This is a genomic window from Flavobacterium myungsuense, assembly GCF_042677265.1.
GTDB classification, from domain to species: domain Bacteria; phylum Bacteroidota; class Bacteroidia; order Flavobacteriales; family Flavobacteriaceae; genus Flavobacterium; species Flavobacterium myungsuense.
The window spans coordinates 49,655-67,824 of record NZ_JBHTIZ010000022.1 but is presented as its reverse complement, the minus strand read 5'-3'; the positions used below and the strand labels follow the sequence as shown (position 1 = coordinate 67,824).

The 18,170-nt window shown below is 32.8% G+C and carries 14 protein-coding genes and 1 other RNA gene; 9 read left to right on the top strand and 6 right to left on the bottom strand.

What is annotated here, in order from left to right; translation table 11 throughout:
* Window positions 1-125: 125 nt before the first annotated feature.
* Both ACFQ0S_RS08175 and ACFQ0S_RS08170 read left to right on the top strand, forming a co-directional pair.
* A complete protein-coding gene (locus ACFQ0S_RS08175) occupies window positions 126-1,643 on the top strand; it encodes a PAS domain-containing protein (protein ID WP_379759006.1) in 1,518 nt (505 codons plus the stop codon).
* Window positions 1,636-2,028: a response regulator gene (locus ACFQ0S_RS08170; protein WP_379759003.1), complete on the top strand. Its 393-nt coding sequence runs from the start codon at window positions 1,636-1,638 to the stop codon at window positions 2,026-2,028. The genes ACFQ0S_RS08175 and ACFQ0S_RS08170 overlap by 8 nt, the downstream gene beginning before the upstream one ends.
* Before the next feature lie 62 nt (window positions 2,029-2,090).
* Here ACFQ0S_RS08170 and rny read toward each other — a convergent pair whose 3' ends face one another.
* From rny to ACFQ0S_RS08150, 4 genes are all read right to left on the bottom strand, one after another.
* Window positions 2,091-3,656, bottom strand: coding sequence for a ribonuclease Y (gene rny / locus ACFQ0S_RS08165; RefSeq protein ID WP_379759000.1), 1,566 nt, complete (start codon window positions 3,654-3,656; stop codon window positions 2,091-2,093).
* A 48-nt stretch (window positions 3,657-3,704) separates the two neighbouring features.
* A non-coding RNA gene (gene ssrS / locus ACFQ0S_RS08160) (6S RNA) lies at window positions 3,705-3,811 on the bottom strand.
* 52 nt (window positions 3,812-3,863) lie between these two features.
* A complete protein-coding gene (locus tag ACFQ0S_RS08155) occupies window positions 3,864-4,157 on the bottom strand; it encodes a cell division protein ZapA (protein ID WP_379758997.1) in 294 nt (97 codons plus the stop codon).
* Window positions 4,158-4,166: 9 nt separating this feature from the next.
* Window positions 4,167-4,457 (bottom strand): hypothetical protein, encoded by a 291-nt coding sequence (locus ACFQ0S_RS08150; protein WP_379758994.1) that lies wholly within the window; start codon window positions 4,455-4,457, stop codon window positions 4,167-4,169.
* Between the two features lie 188 nt (window positions 4,458-4,645).
* Here ACFQ0S_RS08150 and ACFQ0S_RS08145 point away from each other — a divergent pair, with 188 nt between their 5' ends.
* The 7 genes from ACFQ0S_RS08145 (at window position 4,646) to ACFQ0S_RS08115 (ending at window position 16,680) form a co-directional block, all read left to right on the top strand.
* Window positions 4,646-6,337, top strand: coding sequence for a M23 family metallopeptidase (locus tag ACFQ0S_RS08145; protein WP_379758991.1), 1,692 nt, complete (start codon window positions 4,646-4,648; stop codon window positions 6,335-6,337).
* A gap of 11 nt (window positions 6,338-6,348) precedes the next feature.
* Window positions 6,349-8,826: a TonB-dependent receptor gene (locus tag ACFQ0S_RS08140; RefSeq protein WP_379758988.1), complete on the top strand. Its 2,478-nt coding sequence runs from the start codon at window positions 6,349-6,351 to the stop codon at window positions 8,824-8,826.
* 36 nt (window positions 8,827-8,862) lie between these two features.
* On the top strand, window positions 8,863-9,588 hold the full coding sequence (locus tag ACFQ0S_RS08135) for a hypothetical protein (RefSeq protein ID WP_379758985.1): 726 nt from the start codon (window positions 8,863-8,865) through the stop codon (window positions 9,586-9,588).
* Between the two features lie 134 nt (window positions 9,589-9,722).
* On the top strand, window positions 9,723-10,700 hold the full coding sequence (locus tag ACFQ0S_RS08130; RefSeq protein WP_379758982.1) for a pyruvate dehydrogenase complex E1 component subunit beta: 978 nt from the start codon (window positions 9,723-9,725) through the stop codon (window positions 10,698-10,700).
* Window positions 10,701-10,824: 124 nt separating this feature from the next.
* A complete protein-coding gene (locus tag ACFQ0S_RS08125; RefSeq protein ID WP_379758980.1) occupies window positions 10,825-13,320 on the top strand; it encodes a DUF5686 and carboxypeptidase-like regulatory domain-containing protein in 2,496 nt (831 codons plus the stop codon).
* A 179-nt stretch (window positions 13,321-13,499) separates the two neighbouring features.
* Complete coding sequence (locus ACFQ0S_RS08120) at window positions 13,500-14,030, top strand: inorganic diphosphatase (RefSeq protein WP_379758977.1); 531 nt, start codon at window positions 13,500-13,502, stop codon at window positions 14,028-14,030.
* 115 nt (window positions 14,031-14,145) lie between these two features.
* Window positions 14,146-16,680: a sodium-translocating pyrophosphatase gene (locus ACFQ0S_RS08115; RefSeq protein ID WP_379758974.1), complete on the top strand. Its 2,535-nt coding sequence runs from the start codon at window positions 14,146-14,148 to the stop codon at window positions 16,678-16,680.
* A 68-nt stretch (window positions 16,681-16,748) separates the two neighbouring features.
* Here the strand turns inward: ACFQ0S_RS08115 and ACFQ0S_RS08110 are convergent, their stop codons facing one another.
* Together ACFQ0S_RS08110 and ACFQ0S_RS08105 are read right to left on the bottom strand one after the other, a co-directional pair.
* Entirely contained in the window at window positions 16,749-17,363 is a 615-nt protein-coding gene (locus ACFQ0S_RS08110) for a deoxynucleoside kinase (RefSeq protein WP_379758971.1), read from the bottom strand.
* A complete protein-coding gene (locus ACFQ0S_RS08105; protein ID WP_379758968.1) occupies window positions 17,363-18,154 on the bottom strand; it encodes a hypothetical protein in 792 nt (263 codons plus the stop codon). Before ACFQ0S_RS08105 ends, ACFQ0S_RS08110 begins: the two co-directional genes overlap by 1 nt.
* Window positions 18,155-18,170: the final 16 nt, after the last annotated feature.

Genomic DNA, 18,170 nt, shown 5'->3' with positions numbered 1-18,170 from the left:
AATTTTATGTATTTTATCGTATTTATTTGTATTTTAACGATATTAATTATTAAGTTTGACTTGTGTTAAATGGTAATAGCAAATAGTGAATCAAGTTTTGCTATATACAAATTTATGATACAATTATGAAAACCAAAAACCATTCAAACCTGAAATTACTGGAAGAAAAGAATAGCTTTTATAAGAAACTGTTATTCCAATCTCCTGATTTAATTTTTCAATTTACATTTACAAAAGAGGGAACTATATTTTTTCCTTTTTTAAGTAAATCGGTCATTACACATTTTGATTTAAAAAGTGAAGAAAAGAGCATGACAGCTTTTGATAGCTTAAAAAGTAGAATTATTCCAGAGGATTTTAAAGCTTTTATAGCTAGAGTCTATAAAGCTAAATTAGAATTAAAAACATGGGAACATGAGTTTAGAGCTAAAATTCCTTCTAAAGGTATCAGATGGTTTAAAGGTGTCGCTTCGGTAGAACAAGAAGATAATGGGGATATTAATTTTTATGGTAAGATTACTGACATTACAATCTATAAAGAACAAGAAAAAGAAATTAAACTTTCAGAACAGCGTTATTTGTTTGCTCTAGAAGCTTCTTCTGAAGGAATTTGGGATTATGATGTTAGAAATAAAACGGTTTTCTATTCTTCACAAACCATGAAAATTTTAGGATATGACGCAATTGATACAGTGGATTCTATTTTTTTCTGGGACAGTAAAATACATTCTGATGATAAAGTAAGGTACTTTAAAGATGTTCAAGATCATATAGATGAAGAAACACCCTATTATGAAAACTCCCAAAGAATGTTAACAAAAAATGGAGAATACAAATGGATATTAAGCCGTGGAAAAATTATCGAAAGAGATGAAAATAATTTACCCTTGCGAATAATTGGAACACATTCTGATATTTCTATTCAAAAAGAAAAAGAAGAAAACTTAATACGTACGCTTCAAATTGTTGAAGAGCAAAATAGCAGATTATTAAATTTTGCACATATTGTATCTCATAATCTCCGATCTCATTCTGGAAATATTCAAATGCTTTTAAATATTATTGAAGAGGACAACGGTTTAGAAAACATATCTGAAAACCTTAGCTATCTGAGGTCTTCATCAAATGCTTTGACACAAACCATAGACCATTTAAAAGAACTGGTAGAAATACAAACGGTGTTAGTTAATAAAAAAGAGAACTTAAATTTAAATGAATTCTTAGCAAAAACATTAGATATTTTAGCAGATGAAATTTCTAAAAATAAAGTGATAATAAATAACTCTATTTCAGAAAACGAAACATTAACATACAACCCAGCTTATCTAGAAAGTATTTTACTTAATCTTACAACTAATGCAATAAGATATTCGCATCCTGAGAGAGTTCCCATAATAAGTTATTCAATTACTACTAATGAGGATAAAAAAGTATTGAATATTAGTGATAATGGTTTAGGAATAAATCTAGAGCGCCACGGTAAAAAACTATTTGGTATGTATAAAACATTTCATAATCATAAAGATTCTAGAGGCATTGGTCTGTTTATAACCAAGAATCAGATAGAGGCAATGGGTGGTAGTGTATCGGTAAAAAGTGAAGTAGGAGTAGGAACAACTTTTAATATTTGTTTTAATGAGTAAATTTAAAGATGTTTTTGTTGTAGACGATGATAAAGTATATCATTTTATAATTAAGAAATTATTGACTAAAAATAATATAGATGTAAAACCTTCCTTTTATTTGAATGGTCTTGAGGCTATAGAAGAAATTAAAGGGAAAATTAAGTTAGGTACAAGTTTGCCCGATTTAATTCTCTTAGATATAAACATGCCAATAATGGACGGATGGCAGTTTTTAGACGAACTTAAAAAAACTAATAATACAGTAGATAAAAATACTACAATTTATCTTGTAAGCTCCTCTGATAGTGTTTCTGATATAAATAAAGCAAAAGAATATCAAGATCAAATTAAGGATTTCTTTTTTAAGCCAATGACAGCTCAGGATTTGTGTAAGATATTTTAAAAAGAAAAGCCCCTAAATTTTAGAGGCTTTTTAAATGTTGTATTATTGTTATTATTGAATTTTTATTTAGCAATATTTACCGCCCTCGTTTCTCTAATAACTGTCACTTTTACTTGACCCGGATAGGTCATTTCTGTTTGAATTTTTTGAGAAATTTCAAAAGACAGGTTTGAAGCATTTTCATCTGAAACTTTTTCACTTTCTACAATGACACGCAATTCTCTTCCAGCCTGAATAGCATAAGCATTCTTTACTCCTGTGAAGCCATAAGCTACTTCTTCTAAATCTTTCAAACGTTGAATATAAGAATCTAAAACTTGACGTCTTGCTCCTGGTCTTGCTCCTGAAATTGCATCACAAACTTGAACGATTGGCGATAACAATGATTTCATTTCTATTTCGTCGTGGTGAGCTCCAATAGCATTACAAACCTCTTCTTTTTCGCCATATTTTTCAGCCCATTGCATTCCCAATAAAGCGTGAGGTAAATCGCTTTCAGCATCAGGCACTTTACCAATATCGTGGAGTAAACCAGCTCTTTTTGCCAATTTTACGTTCAATCCCAATTCGGCGGCCATAATTCCGCAAAGCTTTGAAACTTCGCGCGAGTGTTGCAATAAGTTTTGACCGTAAGAAGAACGGTATTTCATTCTTCCAACCACCTTAATTAATTCAGGATGCAAAGCATGAATTCCTAAATCGATTACAGTTCTTTTACCAACTTCTATGATTTCATCATCAATTTGTTTGGTAGTTTTAGCTACTACTTCTTCAATTCGAGCAGGGTGAATTCTTCCGTCAGTTACTAATTTGTGAAGTGATAAACGAGCAATTTCTCTACGAACAGGGTCAAAACAAGAAAGAATAATTGCCTCTGGAGTATCGTCTACAATGATTTCTACGCCAGTTGCTGCTTCAAGCGCACGAATGTTTCGTCCTTCACGACCAATAATTCTACCTTTTACATCATCAGATTCGATATTAAATACCGACACGCAATTTTCTACGGCTTCTTCAGTACCAACTCTTTGTATGGTATTGATTATGATTTTTTTCGCTTCTTGTTGGGCAGTAAGTTTAGCTTCCTCAATAGTGTCTTGAATGTGAGACATCGCTTGAGCTTTAGCCTCGCCTTTTAAACCTTCCATGAGTTGTTCTTTGGCTTCTTCGGCAGATAGTCCAGAAAGCACTTCCAGCTGATTCAATTGGCTTTTGTGCATACGCTCTACTTCATGTTGCTTTCTCTCTAATATTTCAATTTTACTATTGTATTCATTAGTTTTAGCTTCATAATCGTCATTGATTTTTTTAGCTTTTGCCAATTCATTTGATACCAAAGATTCTTTGTCACGGATTCTTTTTTCTACTTCAGCCATTTTTTTGTCGCGAGAAAGAATGACTTGCTCATGTTCTGACTTGAGTTCGATAAATTTTTCTTTAGCTTGAAGAATTTTATCTTTCTTAGTGTTTTCAGCTTCAAGATTAGCGTCTTTTAAAATCGATGCGGCTTCCTTTTTAGCGTTTTTGATAAGATTAGAAACATTGCTTTTTTCGATGAATTTGGATATGATAAAACCGCCTGCAATTCCTGCAATTCCTGAAATAATTATTACTAGTGTACTGTCCATTGTTTGTTAAAATTTATATATAAAAAAACCTACATTAGGTGAATGAATAAACTCGAAAAGACAAGTTTTGAGCTAACTCGTTGTTCAAGCTTCCGTATTGAAACGGCTTGCTATAGTAACGATGATTTGCTCATTCTAATTTGTTAGTGTTGAGTTTACCATATATGAACTAATGTAGGCAGTATTTTAGTCTATGTAAAGAACGTATTACTTGTCGAGATAACGACTCAATAAGTCATTAATTTTGCTAATTCTCTCTATGGTCTCTTTTCCGTCAATTGAATTATCAATTTGCTTTTGTTCTAATTGTGAGGCAAATTGCAAGGCACACATGGCCAAAACATCTTGTTTATCACGAACTGCATAATTTTCTTCAAACTGCTTAATCATAACATCAATTTTTTTTGAAGCACTTCGTAATCCTTCTTCTTGAGACATTTCTACCGTTAGTGGATAGACTCTGTCTGCAATTGATAATTTAATTTTAAGCTTTTCGTCCATAATAATGTACTAGTCTGATAGCTGTGCTATACAGTAATCAATTTCACGAATTAATGAATTTATTTTAAGCTTTGTATCTCTTTTGTTTTCGTCACTGCCTAGTAATGAATTGGCTATTTTGAGTGTTTCACAATTCTTTTTCAAGGTATCAATTTCATTAGATTGATTTTGTATAATAGTTGTAGCTTTTTTTAATTCCTGATTTAACTCTAGTGAATTTTGTTCTAAATAATCTATTTTTGCTAATAGTTTTTTAAGCTTTCCTTCAAGAGTATCAATAATTTCTACAATCTCACTCATTATAATTTTAAGTTCATTACTTATCTCAACAAAGTTAACATTCCTATTGAATTAAACCAATACTTTTCCTAAAATTTTAGTTTTGACAAAATATTTTATTGTAATATTTTGAAAAATAGCTAGTTATAACTTTGTAAATATGCAGTAAATGTATTGGCTTTTTTTTATATTAGCAAAAAAGCATTTTCATGAAATTTTTATATTTTTTGTTATTTTCTACCACGGTAATTTTTGCTCAAAGCAACTATCCAAAAGATTATTTTAGGTCACCTCTTGATATTCCTATGAAACTTGCCGGAAATTTTGGAGAAATAAGACCTAATCATTTTCATGCAGGATTCGATTTTAGAACCATGCAGAAAGAGGGTTTTAATATCTATGCTGTTGCCGACGGTTATGTGTCTAGAATTAAAATATCCACTTTTGGAAATGGGAAAACAATTTATATAGATCATCCTAATGGCTACACTTCCGTTTACGGACATCTTCAAAAGGGAGTTGGAAAAATAGAAGAGTTAATTAAAAAAACACATTATCAAGAACAATCGTATGAAATTGAAATTTTTCCGAAACCCAATGAAATACTAGTGACTAAAGGAGAAATTATTGCGCTTTCTGGAAATACAGGAAGTTCAGAAGGACCTCATTTGCATTTTGAATTTCGAGATACAAAATCTGAAAAAGTGATTAATCCGTATTTTTTTGGGTTTGATAGTTTTATGAAAGATACTAAAAAGCCACAAATTTCTAGTCTTATTGTTTATCCTCTAGATGAAAATAGTGTGGTCAATCAATCAAAGCGATCAGTTACTGTAAATTTGTCGTTGCAACCCAACGGAACCTATGTTTCGCAAGCCATTACAGCAAAAGGTAGAATTGGTTTTGGTATTCAAGCTCATGATGTATTTGATTTTTCGTATGATAAATACGGTCTTTATAAAGTGCAAACTTTTTTAAATGGCAGTCCATCTTTTGGGTGTCAATTTGATACTTTTTCGTTTGACGAAACTAAACATATCAATGCTTTTATAGATTTTTACAGGTACAGAAAAACCAAGCAAAAAGTGCAAAAATTGTTTATGAAAAATCCATTTCCGTTAAGTATTTTACATCCCGATTTTGAAAACGGAATTATAAATGTATCAAATAATTTTACTAATTTATACCGTATTGAGCTTTCGGATTTTTACGGAAATACAACTCTTGTTTCTGTCCCTATTCAATATTCAACTGTCGAAGCAACCATTCAGGAAGAAATTGTTAAGACTAAATACTTTGTTCGAGCCAAAACTGATTCAAATTTCGAAAAAGACAATGGTTCTGTTTTTTTTCCGGCAGGAACTTTTTATGATGATTTTTATTTAGACTTTGAGGTTAACGATTCAACTATGACTGTTCATAATGATTTGGTTCCCGTAAACAATTCTTTTTTAGTAACAATGATTGGTAATGCTAAATTTAACGACGATAAAACCTTTATTGCATCAATAAAAGAAAAAAAATTAAGTTACAACGCCACTAAAAGGAAAGAAAATACGTTTACTACTTATACAAAGAAATTAGGGCAGTTTGTTTTAGCTAAAGACACCATCGCACCAAAGATAAGTATTGCAAAGCCAATACAAGGCAAATGGTTAACAAGTCAAAAAACGATTCAACTCTCCATTAGAGATGCTTTGTCAGGTATAAAATCATATAAAGGGTATCTTAATGGAAAATGGATTTTATTTGAATATGAAAATAAAACTAACTCTATCACTCATTATTTTGATGATGGAATTGTAGCCGATGGAAAAAACGACTTAAAAGTTGAGGTTACAGATAATGTAGGAAATTCTACTATCTTTGAAACGCAATTTTTTAGAACTCAAAAAAAATAAAAATATAGCATTTGAAAACGAAATCATTTTTAATTATACTCTTTTTCTTCTTCTTAGGAATATATAGTTATGCTCAAAACGCCAGAGTTAAAGGGATTATTCTTGACGAAAACAACAATCCAGTAGAAAACGTAAATATAAATGCTCAGAATAAATCGGCTAAAACAAATGCAAATGGTTTTTATGAAATTAGTATTCCAGCCAACCAGAAAATCAGTATCATTTTTAGTCATGTTTCTCTTCAAAAAACTACAGTGACACTGCAATTAAAAACTAATGAAGATTATGAGTTTAATGTTACCATGAATAACAAAGCCGAGCAAATGGGTGAGGTCGTTATCGTGAATAATAAAAAGCGTGTTCAAGGAATTACAAACATAGAACCTGAAGTTATTAGAAGAATTCCTGGAGCAAATGCTGGAATTGAAAATATTTTAAAAACTTTGCCAGGAGTATATTCAAACAATGAATTGAGTACGCAATATGCAGTTCGAGGGGGAAATTATGATGAGAATTTAGTATATGTTAACGAGATTGAAGTGTACAGGCCATTTTTAATTCGGTCAGGGCAACAAGAAGGACTAAGTTTTACCAATACTGATTTGGTTCAAAATGTAGACTTCTCAGGAGGTGGTTTTCAAGCTAAATTTGGAGACAAATTATCTTCGGTTCTAGATATTACGTACAGGCGGCCTACAAAATTTGGTGCTACTGCCGAAGCTAGTTTTCTGGGCGGAAGTTTATCGGTTGATGCTGTTTCTAAAAATCAAAAATGGTCTGCCTTAACAGGAGTTCGTTATAGAGATAATAGCCTTTTAGTAAACAGTCAGGAAACTGAAACTAATTTCAGACCTACATTTGCTGACGTTCAAACGAATATTAATTATACCGCTTCTACAAAATGGCAATGGAGTTTTTTAGGAAATATTTCACAAAATAAGTACAACAATCAACCGCTAACACGCCAAACGAATTTTGGTACAATAAACGACCCTATAGCATTGTTGGTGTTTTATCAAGGGCAAGAAAAGAGCAAATACGATACTTATTTTGGCGCACTAAAATCTACTTTTACCGTCAATGAAAATTTTATTTTAAAGTTTATTGGATCTGGGTATCACACCTTAGAACAGGAATATTTTGACATTAATGCTGCCTATTCTTTAGGCGAAGTAGACGGAAATATTGGTGGAGAAAATTTCGGAAACGTTACCTTTAGTAGAGCTATTGGTAGTCAGTTGAATCACGCTAGAAACGACTTAGACGCTTTAATTGTTAATACTGAAGTTAAAGGTTTTCAAACTGTAAAGAAACATCAAATAGAATGGGGAATTAAATATACTCGAGAAGATATTCGCGACCGAATTATAGAATGGGAAGTTATTGATTCTGCGGGATTTTCAATAAACCCACCAAAATTCCCAAAAGGAATAAAATTGCCTGCAAACAATCAACCGTATGAACCTTATGTTGGGCCTTTGGTGCCTTTTCAAAATGTAAGAGCTAAAAATTTTGTAACCATTAACCGTTTTTCAGGCTATGCACAGTGGAGTCTAAAAGATAAAATAGGGAGTGCCGATGTTTGGTATAATGCAGGAGTTAGAATGCATCAATGGCAAGTATCTGGTGATGGTTTAGACGGAAACAGCCAAATAACAGTAAGTCCAAGATCCCAATTTGCCTTAAAACCCGATTGGAAAAAAGACATGGTCTTTAGACTTTCTGGCGGTTTTTATCATCAGCCACCGTTTTATAGAGAGTTACGAGATGCTCAAGGTGAAGTCAATCCTAATGTAAAAGCGCAGCAATCTATACATGTTGTTTTGAGTAATGATTATAGTTTTAAAATGTGGAAGCGCCCTTTCAAAATGGTTACCGAGGCCTACTACAAATCGTTAACTGATGTAAATCCGTATACTATTGACAATGTCAGAATACGTTATGCTGCCACAAATAACGCTACAGCTTATGCACAAGGATTTGATATGCGACTAAACGGTGAGTTCGTTCCCGGAACAGAATCTTGGTTCAGTTTTGGCTATCTAAAAACTAAAGAAAACATTGATAATAGAGGAGATATTCCTAGACCAACAGATCAAAGACTTAAATTTGCCATCCTATTTCAGGACTATATGCCTAACATTCCAAGTGTAAAAGTATATTTGAATTTAGTGTATAATACAGGTTTACCAGGTGGTTCACCATCGTATGCCGATCCTTATGATTATATCAATCGTTTAAGAGATTATCGTAGAGCCGATCTTGGATTTTCGTATGTTTTTACTGAAAAAAACAATTTACGGCCAGAGGGTCATTGGATGAAAAGATTCAAAGATTTGTCTTTAGGATTTGAAATTTTTAATATGTTCAACAATCAGAATGCCATTACCAATACATGGGTTAGAGACGCTTACACTAAAAGTCAATATGCCATTCCAAATTATTTAACCACTCGTGTATTTAATGTTAAATTGTCGGTGCGATTGTAATACATTTGTATTTTAAAATATTTAATTTTTTTTGAAATGAAAAATAGTTCAATATTCTGCATGCTATTTGTGCTTGTTTTTTTAATAGGATGCAAAGAAGAGGTTGAAAAACCAAAAGTGATTTACGAGAATTCAACGAAGCAAAAGGAGCAACCAAAAACAGATTCGACTCAAATAAAAATTGCCGATTTGCCTATTCAAATGCAAGGCACAAATTATTTATTGCATCCAGTAGCCGACATTAGTGTTAGCGGAGCCAATGCAAAAATAAAATACGATTCCACTTCGAGCGCAAATGACTTAAGTCTAAAGGTTTCAAATTACAGCGAATATGAAATTACAGGTTATTTGCAAAATTTAAAATTTCAAGAAATAGGTTCTGATTCTATTCATTCATTAACAGATAAACCAATACTTATTCAAAATGTAATGTATTTAAAATCGGTTTCAGATAAAGCCAAGCAACAGGTTTTAGTATATTCATTAGCCGATTTAGATACCAACAAAGACGGAAAATTAGATGAAAATGATATCAAATCGCTTTATATAAGTGAAATTTCAGGAAAACGATTTACTAAAGTATCAGTCGATTTTCAGGAATTGATAGACTGGAATGTAATAGAATCCAGAAACCGTCTGTATTTCAGAACCATTGAAGACACCAATAAAAACGGACAATTTGATAAGAATGATGTTGTGCATTATCACTATTTAGATTTGTCTAATAAAGACTGGAAGGTTTTTGATTATAATCCGATATAAAAGAAGTGCGTCAACAGTAATTGAAAATAATTCAATTATTCAATACTGGTAATTATTTTAAACTAAAATTATGCTTTTAACTGGTTTAAAATATTTATTTTTGCTCTTCGAAAAACAAAGACATACATTATACTATGAGAACGATACAATTTAGAGAGGCCATTTGCGAAGCTATGAGTGAAGAAATGCGACGTGATGAAACCGTATATTTAATGGGTGAAGAAGTTGCTGAATACAATGGTGCCTACAAAGCTTCAAAAGGAATGTTAGCAGAATTTGGACCAAAAAGAGTTATAGATACTCCAATTGCAGAGCTAGGTTTTGCTGGTATTGCTGTAGGTTCTACCATGAACGGCTGCCGACCAATTGTAGAGTACATGACTTTTAATTTTGCTTTGGTTGGTATCGATCAAATTATAAATAATGCTGCAAAAATGCGTCAAATGAGTGCTGGTCAGTTTCCTATGCCAATGGTTTTTCGTGGGCCAACGGCTTCTGCAGGACAATTAGGGGCAACACACTCGCAAGCATTCGAAAACTGGTTTGCCAATACACCAGGTTTAAAAGTAATAGTTCCATCAACAGTTTATGATGCTAAAGGTTTATTAAAAGCAGCAATTCGTGATAATGACCCAGTTATTTTCATGGAATCGGAGCAGATGTATGGTGACAAAGGAGAAGTTCCTGATGGCGAATACATATTGCCAATTGGTGTTGCCGATGTAAAAAGAGAAGGAACAGATGTAACTATCGTTTCATTTGGAAAAATAATTAAAGAAGCCTTTATTGCAGCAGACGCATTAGAAAAAGAAGGTATTTCATGCGAAATAATCGACCTAAGAACTGTTCGTCCTATGGATCATGAAGCGATATTAACATCAGTAAGAAAAACAAACAGATTGGTAATTCTTGAAGAAGCTTGGCCTTTTGCTAGTGTTTCGTCTGAGATAACTTATATTGTTCAAGAACGTGCTTTCGATTTCTTAGATGCACCAATTCAAAGAATTACTACCGCAGATACTCCAGCACCCTATTCGCCAACATTGTTAAAAGAATGGTTGCCTAATGCTAATGATGTCATTAAAGCTGTTAAAAAAGTATTGTACAAATAGATTCAGGATGTTTATTTTACCTAAAATTTAACAAATTCAGGACAAAAGGCTTAGGAATCTAGAATTCAAAATAACTATATTTGAAACTTCATCATAGTACAACTGATGAAGTTTTTTTTTGCAGATGAAAAATAAATTAATTGTATCGTTTTTTGTACTAATTTCAAGCGTACTATTTGCTCAAACTAAAGTTAGTGGTATCGTTGTAGACAATACCAATCAGCCGGTTCCTTATGCAAATGTGGTTTTTAAAGGATCTAATGAAGGAACAGTAACTAACGAAGATGGTCGTTTTTACATCGAATCAGAAAAAACATATGCAGCGTTAATTGTTTCTTTTGTAGGTTTTGAGACTAAGATTGTGCCTTTATCAAAAGCAGTAAATTATAATTTTAAAATTCTATTAAGCGACGGACAACAGCTTAACGAGGTCGTTATTTTCACAGGAAAAACTTCTAAAAAAAACAATCCTGCACTTGATATTCTTAGAAAAATTTGGGAAAGAAAGCGCAAAAATGGCTTGCGTCAATTCAATCAATACCAATTTGATAAATACGAAAAAGTGGAGTTCGATATGAATACGATTGATAGTGCTTTTATGAAAAATAAAATTTTTAAAGGCATGGAATTTATTTTCAATCAAGTCGATACTTCAAAAATTACCGGTAAAACCTATTTGCCTATTTTTATTAACGAAGCCTTGTATGATGTAAGCGGTGATAATAAATTTAATAAAAGAAAAGAGAAATTAAAAGCCAATAAAACATCAGGTTTTGAGGGCAATCAGAATATTTTGGCTTTTGTAAAAGATTTATATACTGATTTTGATATTTACAACAACTACTTGACTTTTTTTGACAAAAGCTTTACCAGTCCGCTTTCTAGAACGGGTATTGATACCTATAATTATGTGCTGAAAGACAGTTCTTACATCGATAATAAATGGTGTTATAATATTGTTTTTTATCCAAGGCGAAAAAACGAATTGACTTTTAAAGGTGATTTTTGGGTTAGCGATACCACATTTGCAATCAAAAAAATTAACATGGCAGTTACCAAAAGTGCCAATATCAACTGGGTGAAAGATATCTATATTGAGCAGGAATTTGAGGTCATGAACGATTCTGTTTTTTTATTGACTAAAGATTATATGATGTCCGATTTTGCATTAAACAAAAAAGAACAATCAAAAGGGGTTTATGGAAAGCGAACTACATATTACAAAAACCATCAGTTTAATAAAGAAAAACCACTTGCTTTTTATAAAGATGAAATAAACTTTATTGATAATGAAGTGTATAAAAAATCAGATGACTATTGGAAAGAAAACCGATTCGAAGATTTAAGTAAAGACGAATTGGGAGTATATAAAATGTTAGATACTTTGCAAACCGTAAAAAAATTCAAACAAATTTATAATTTGGTTTCTATACTAGGAAGTGGATACGTGCAGTTTGGAAATTTCGATTACGGTCCTATTTTCTCCTCTTTTGGATTTAATGAAGTGGAAGGAATTCGATTGCGTGCGGGCGGAAGAACCTATTTTGGACCAAATGATACTTGGCGTTTGCAAGGTTATACTGCGTATGGATTTGATGACAATAAATTTAAATACGGGGTTTCAGGAAAATGGATGGTCGATAAAAAAAACAGAATCATTATTTCAGGAGGAAACAGAAGAGATATTGAGCAAATAGGAGCAAGTCTTACTACTACAAATGATGTTTTAGGAAGAAGTTTTGCCTCATCGGCATTGTTTACAACAGGTGCAAACGGAAAGCTTACAAATATAAACCTAACTAATGTTGCAATAGAAATAGAACCTATCAAGAATTTGATTTTTTCAACAGGAATTTCCTATCGTACATTAGAATCTGCTTCAAACACTTTTAGTTTAGATTATTATACCACTTTACCAAGCGTTACAAATCCTTTGGGTGAAACAAAAAGTGAAGTAAAGCAATCAGAAGCCAATTTTGAAATAGAATATACTCCAAAAAGGAAAACAATTGGATATGGTGTCGAGAGAGCAAATGTTGACAGTCCGTATAGTAGATTGTATTTAAATTATAGTCATGGTTTTAAAGGCGTTTTAAATAGTGATTTTAAATACGATAAAATTCAGTTGTATTACAAACAACCTATAATTATAGGTCCTTTAGGGAGAACCAATTTAATTATGGAAATAGGTAAAACTTTCGGAACTGTGCCTTTAGGATTAATGAGTGTTATTCCAGGAAATCAAACCTATTTTATAATAGAAAATACCTTTAACAACCTCAATTTTTATGAATTTGTTTCCGATCAGTATGCTACTTTTCAATGGAATCATAATTTTAATGGAAGATTATTTTCTAGAATTCCCTTCATGCGAAAGCTCAATTGGAGAGAAATTATAGGAATTAAAAGTGTTTACGGAACCATATCAAATACAAATCGCGCTATAAATGCATCTGGTTTACCTTACAATGCGCCAGAAAAAGTCTATTGGGAATACAATGCTGGAATTGGCAATATATTTAAAGTGTTCCGAATTGACTTTGCTTGGAGAGGAAGCTATTTAAATGTGCCTCAAACCAATAACTTTTCTGTAAAAGGTTCATTTGGGTTTTATTTTTAAAAACGCTACTTCATATACAATTATTCAAAGTTAGCTAAATGTTTTTTCTACATTCATTTTAGGTTAAATAATCTTTTTTACGAATGAATATGCCGAAAACGTAATAGTAGATTAACCTCGTTTTTTATTGTAAAACCCCACACTTTCTTTAATTTTGCCCAAAATAAAAAAAGAATAAAATGACTGCAGCAAAATTAAAATCGTTCGATGTTTTAATCGAAATTCCAAGAGGAAGTAGGAATAAATACGAATATGATTTTTCAATAAACAGAATGCGTTTCGATAGAATGTTATTCTCTTCAATGATGTATCCAGCAGATTACGGATTTATTCCAGAAACATTAGCTCTCGATGGCGATCCATTGGATGTGTTAGTATTGATAAACGAACCTACTTTCCCTGGTTGTGTTATGGAGGTAAAACCAATAGGAGTTTTCCACATGGCAGATGATAAAGGACCAGATGAAAAAATAATATGTGTCCCAGTATCTGATCCTATTTGGAATTCACTTGAAAATCTATCTGATATTAATCCACATTTATTAAAAGAAATTGAACACTTTTTTCAAGTCTATAAAGATCTAGAAAACAAAATTGTGGATGTAGAAGGTTGGGGAGATTTGGATGAAGCTTTTGCTATTATTCAAGAATGTACAGATCGTTTCAATCAAATTGAAAACAAGCCAGAAGGCTTATTTAGCATAAAATAATTTTTTTGGTATAATTTTTATACAAAAAGCAATATTCTAATAAGAATATTGCTTTTTTATTTATTTCTGTTTTGTTACATTTGCAGCCTATTATTTAATAAACAACAATTTTAATATGGAATCACTAATGATTTATGTGCCAATAGTTATGGCAATAATTGGACTGCTTTTTATGGCAGTTAAAAGAAGCTGGGTTTTAAAACAAGATGCTGGAGACGGTAAAATGAAAGAGATTTCAGATTACATCTACGAAGGAGCACTGGCTTTCTTAAAAGCAGAATACAGATTATTAGCTATATTTGTGCTATTAGCAAGTATTGTTTTAGCGGGTATCACTTTTATCCCTGGTGTTCAAACGGATATATTAATAGTTGTAGCTTTTATTTTTGGAGCCTTCTTTTCTGCATTAGCTGGAAATATGGGGATGAAAATTGCTACAAAAACCAATGTAAGAACTACACAAGCTGCTCGTACTAGTTTACCACAAGCCTTGAAAGTTTCTTTTGGCGGTGGAACCGTAATGGGATTAGGAGTTGCTGGTTTAGCAGTTCTTGGTTTAACAGGCTTCTTCATTGTTTTCTTTCAAATATTTATGAAAGGCGCTTGGACTTCTACTGAAGATATGACTGTAGTGCTAGAAACTCTTGCCGGGTTTTCACTTGGAGCTGAATCTATTGCTTTATTTGCTAGAGTAGGTGGTGGTATTTATACTAAAGCTGCCGATGTTGGAGCTGACCTTGTAGGTAAAGTAGAAGCGGGTATTCCTGAAGATGACCCTCGTAATCCAGCTACAATTGCAGATAACGTTGGAGATAACGTAGGTGATGTTGCAGGAATGGGTGCCGATTTATTTGGTTCGTATGTAGCAACAGTTTTAGCTGCTATGGTTCTTGGAAATTATGTCATTAAAGATATGGGTGGGAACATTCAAGACGCTTTTGGCGGAATAGGTCCAATTTTATTGCCTATGGCAATTGCAGGTTTCGGAATTTTATTCTCAATAATCGGAACCATGTTAGTAAAAATATCAGATGATAATGCAAAAGAAGCGCAAGTTCAAAAAGCTCTAAACATCGGAAACTGGGCATCTATAATACTGACAGCTATTGCTTGTTACTTTTTAGTAAACCTAATGTTACCAGCAGTAATGACAATGGAATTCTTTGGTGAAGGAGCTCAAGAAATTTCATCTATGAGAGTATTTTATGCTACACTTGTAGGTTTAGTTGTAGGTGGTGCTATTTCATCAGTAACCGAATATTACACAGGATTAGGGACAAAACCCGTTTTGGCAATTGTACAAAAATCTTCCACTGGTGCGGGGACAAACGTAATTGCCGGTTTGGCAACTGGAATGATTTCTACTTTTCCTACAGTTCTTTTATTTGCTGCAGCAATTTGGTCTTCTTATGCTTTAGCAGGATTTTATGGTGTAGCATTAGCAGCATCTGCAATGATGGCAACTACGGCTATGCAATTAGCGATTGATGCTTTCGGACCAATTTCTGACAACGCTGGTGGAATTGCTGAAATGAGTGAATTACCAAAAGAAGTTAGAACAAGAACGGATATTTTAGATTCAGTAGGTAACACTACAGCTGCAACAGGAAAAGGTTTTGCAATCGCTTCGGCAGCATTAACATCATTGGCTTTGTTCGCTGCCTATGTAACTTTTACAGGAATTGACGGAATTAACATCTTTAAAGCGCCGGTATTAGCAATGTTATTTGTAGGTGGAATGATACCTGTAGTTTTCTCCGCTTTAGCAATGAACTCGGTTGGTAAAGCAGCCATGGATATGGTATACGAAGTACGTCGTCAGTTTAAGGAAATTCCAGGAATTATGGAAGGAACTGGAAAACCAGAATACGGTAAATGTGTCGAGATTTCTACAAAAGCAGCTTTGCGTGAAATGATGTTGCCAGGTATCATGACTATTGGTTTTCCAATTGCAATTGTACTTTTAGGGAAACTAGTTTATGGTGATAACAACCAATTAATTGCTGAAATGTTAGGGGGTTATATGGCTGGAGTTACTGTTTCTGGGGTGCTTTGGGCAGTGTTCCAAAACAATGCTGGTGGTGCTTGGGATAATGCTAAAAAATCGTTCGAAGCTGGAGTTATGATTAATGGCGAAATGACGTATAAAGGTTCAGACGCTCACAAAGCAGCGGTAACCGGAGATACTGTTGGAGACCCGTTTAAAGATACTTCAGGACCATCTATGAATATTTTGATTAAATTGACTTGTCTTATCGGATTGGTTATCGCTCCAATTTTAGGAGGTGGAAGCCATGAAGGAGCAACTGCAACTAAAGCAGCTTGTTGTGCTACTGAAATGAAGAAAGAGACAGGATGCGATAGGATTAAGTGTGCTACAATGACAAAAGACGAGTGTGCTAAAATGTGTGACGAAAATGGGTGTTCTCCTGAGCAAAAAGCAGAATGTATGGCCATGTATGGTGAAGATGGTAAATATATTGGAACACCAAAAAATAGTATTTCAGAAAAAGCCGTAAGAGTTGAAATTACAAATACTGACGGAAAAGCGAAAGCAACTGTTACTACAACCGTAAATGGTGCTTCTGCCACTCAAAATTTTGAAGGAACAGAAGCTGAAGTAAAAGCTAAAGTGGATGCTTTGAAATAAAGTAAGTCTTGATTCAAAATTAAAATGCCTCGCAATAGCGGGGCATTTTCATGTAATTTTTTTAATCTCTAAAACAAACCGTTTATCTCTGCATCAATTTTATTGATAATCATTCCTAAATCTTCGGGGTTGTCTACAAAATTCAGTTGGTCAACATCAATAATGAGGAGTTTGCCTTTATCGTAAGTATGGATCCAAGCTTCGTATCGTTCGTTTAATCGACTTAAATAATCTATGGAAATAGTGTTCTCATATTCTCGACCACGCTTGTGAATTTGTCCTACTAAGTTTGGTATAGAACTTCTAAGATATATCAACAAATCAGGCGCGCCTACTAAGCCTTCCATTAATTCAAATAATAAAGAATAATTCTGAAAATCACGATTGGTCATCAAACCCATTGCATGCAGGTTGGGTGCGAAAATGTGAGCATCTTCATAAATCGTTCGATCTTGAATGATTTTTTTACCACTTTGTCTTATTTGTAATACTTGACGAAAACGACTGTTTAAGAAATAAATTTGCAAGTTAAAGGACCAACGTTCCATTTGATGGTAAAAATCATCCAAATACGGATTGTCGACCACGTCTTCAAAATGCGGTTCCCATTTGAAATGTTTGGCTAATAAACGTGTTAGTGTAGTTTTTCCTGCTCCGATGTTTCCCGCTATTGCTATGTGCATTATGGTATAGTAATTTTATAATTCGTAATTCCTTCGACTGTAAAAATAGATAAAATTTGGTCTTTGTAATAAAATTTTTCAAAGGTTTTTTTATCAAATTCAATTAAAGTAGATTTATTTCCATTTAAAGCGTAATTATACAAAGCATTCCCTTTTCTGAAAATTAATTCTGAATCGGATAGTACTTGTACAGTATCAAATCCTGGAACTTTTCCTACGAGACGCACTTTCCCAAAAATAGAGCATTCATACCAATTTTGTTCCTCATCTATCCATTGAAACGTATTGTAATCAGACGAATAGTAAACTATAGTACCATTAAAAGGGGTGGTGATAATTTTATATTCTGATTTTAAGAAATCGAATAAGCCTATCTGTTGCGATAAGTTATTGTAAATCCATAGTCGGTTGCCAAAAGCCAATCCTGTAGCAGTAGCTAGAATTGGAATTGAGTTTTCTGAAAAATTAATTCGCTGTGTTTCGTTGAGCTGATTGTCAAGTAGAATGACAGTATTAAAATCTTCGTAAAAAAGAACAATATTTAATGGGTTTTGAATATCAACATTCGAAATTTTACCAAAAGAAAGGTTTTTATATTGCCAAATTTGAGTTTTTGTCTTCTTGATAAAAACATTATTTTTAATATAGTATTGAGCGCCAAAAGAGTCAAAACCAATATAAGCATCTGCATGAAAGGCAATAGTGTCTCTCTTTGTTAGGCTCCATTTTTTATCTTGTGCAGACAAAAGTGCAGCATAAAAGAGCACAAGTAAATAGATTAGTTTTTTCATAGTAGGCTAAATTACA

What these genes read in the sequence shown, in the direction of transcription:
- ACFQ0S_RS08175 (WP_379759006.1), top strand. Translation starts at nt 126, where the DNA reads ATGAAAACCAAAAACCATTCAAACCTGAAATTACTGGAAGAAAAGAAT.
- ACFQ0S_RS08170 (WP_379759003.1), top strand. Translation starts at nt 1,636, where the DNA reads ATGAGTAAATTTAAAGATGTTTTTGTTGTAGACGATGATAAAGTATAT.
- rny (WP_379759000.1), bottom strand. Translation starts at nt 3,656, where the DNA reads ATGGACAGTACACTAGTAATAATTATTTCAGGAATTGCAGGAATTGCA.
- ACFQ0S_RS08155 (WP_379758997.1), bottom strand. Translation starts at nt 4,157, where the DNA reads ATGGACGAAAAGCTTAAAATTAAATTATCAATTGCAGACAGAGTCTAT.
- ACFQ0S_RS08150 (WP_379758994.1), bottom strand. Translation starts at nt 4,457, where the DNA reads ATGAGTGAGATTGTAGAAATTATTGATACTCTTGAAGGAAAGCTTAAA.
- ACFQ0S_RS08145 (WP_379758991.1), top strand. Translation starts at nt 4,646, where the DNA reads ATGAAATTTTTATATTTTTTGTTATTTTCTACCACGGTAATTTTTGCT.
- ACFQ0S_RS08135 (WP_379758985.1), top strand. Translation starts at nt 8,863, where the DNA reads ATGAAAAATAGTTCAATATTCTGCATGCTATTTGTGCTTGTTTTTTTA.
- ACFQ0S_RS08130 (WP_379758982.1), top strand. Translation starts at nt 9,723, where the DNA reads ATGAGAACGATACAATTTAGAGAGGCCATTTGCGAAGCTATGAGTGAA.
- ACFQ0S_RS08125 (WP_379758980.1), top strand. Translation starts at nt 10,825, where the DNA reads ATGAAAAATAAATTAATTGTATCGTTTTTTGTACTAATTTCAAGCGTA.
- ACFQ0S_RS08120 (WP_379758977.1), top strand. Translation starts at nt 13,500, where the DNA reads ATGACTGCAGCAAAATTAAAATCGTTCGATGTTTTAATCGAAATTCCA.
- ACFQ0S_RS08115 (WP_379758974.1), top strand. Translation starts at nt 14,146, where the DNA reads ATGGAATCACTAATGATTTATGTGCCAATAGTTATGGCAATAATTGGA.
- ACFQ0S_RS08110 (WP_379758971.1), bottom strand. Translation starts at nt 17,363, where the DNA reads ATGCACATAGCAATAGCGGGAAACATCGGAGCAGGAAAAACTACACTA.
- ACFQ0S_RS08105 (WP_379758968.1), bottom strand. Translation starts at nt 18,154, where the DNA reads ATGAAAAAACTAATCTATTTACTTGTGCTCTTTTATGCTGCACTTTTG.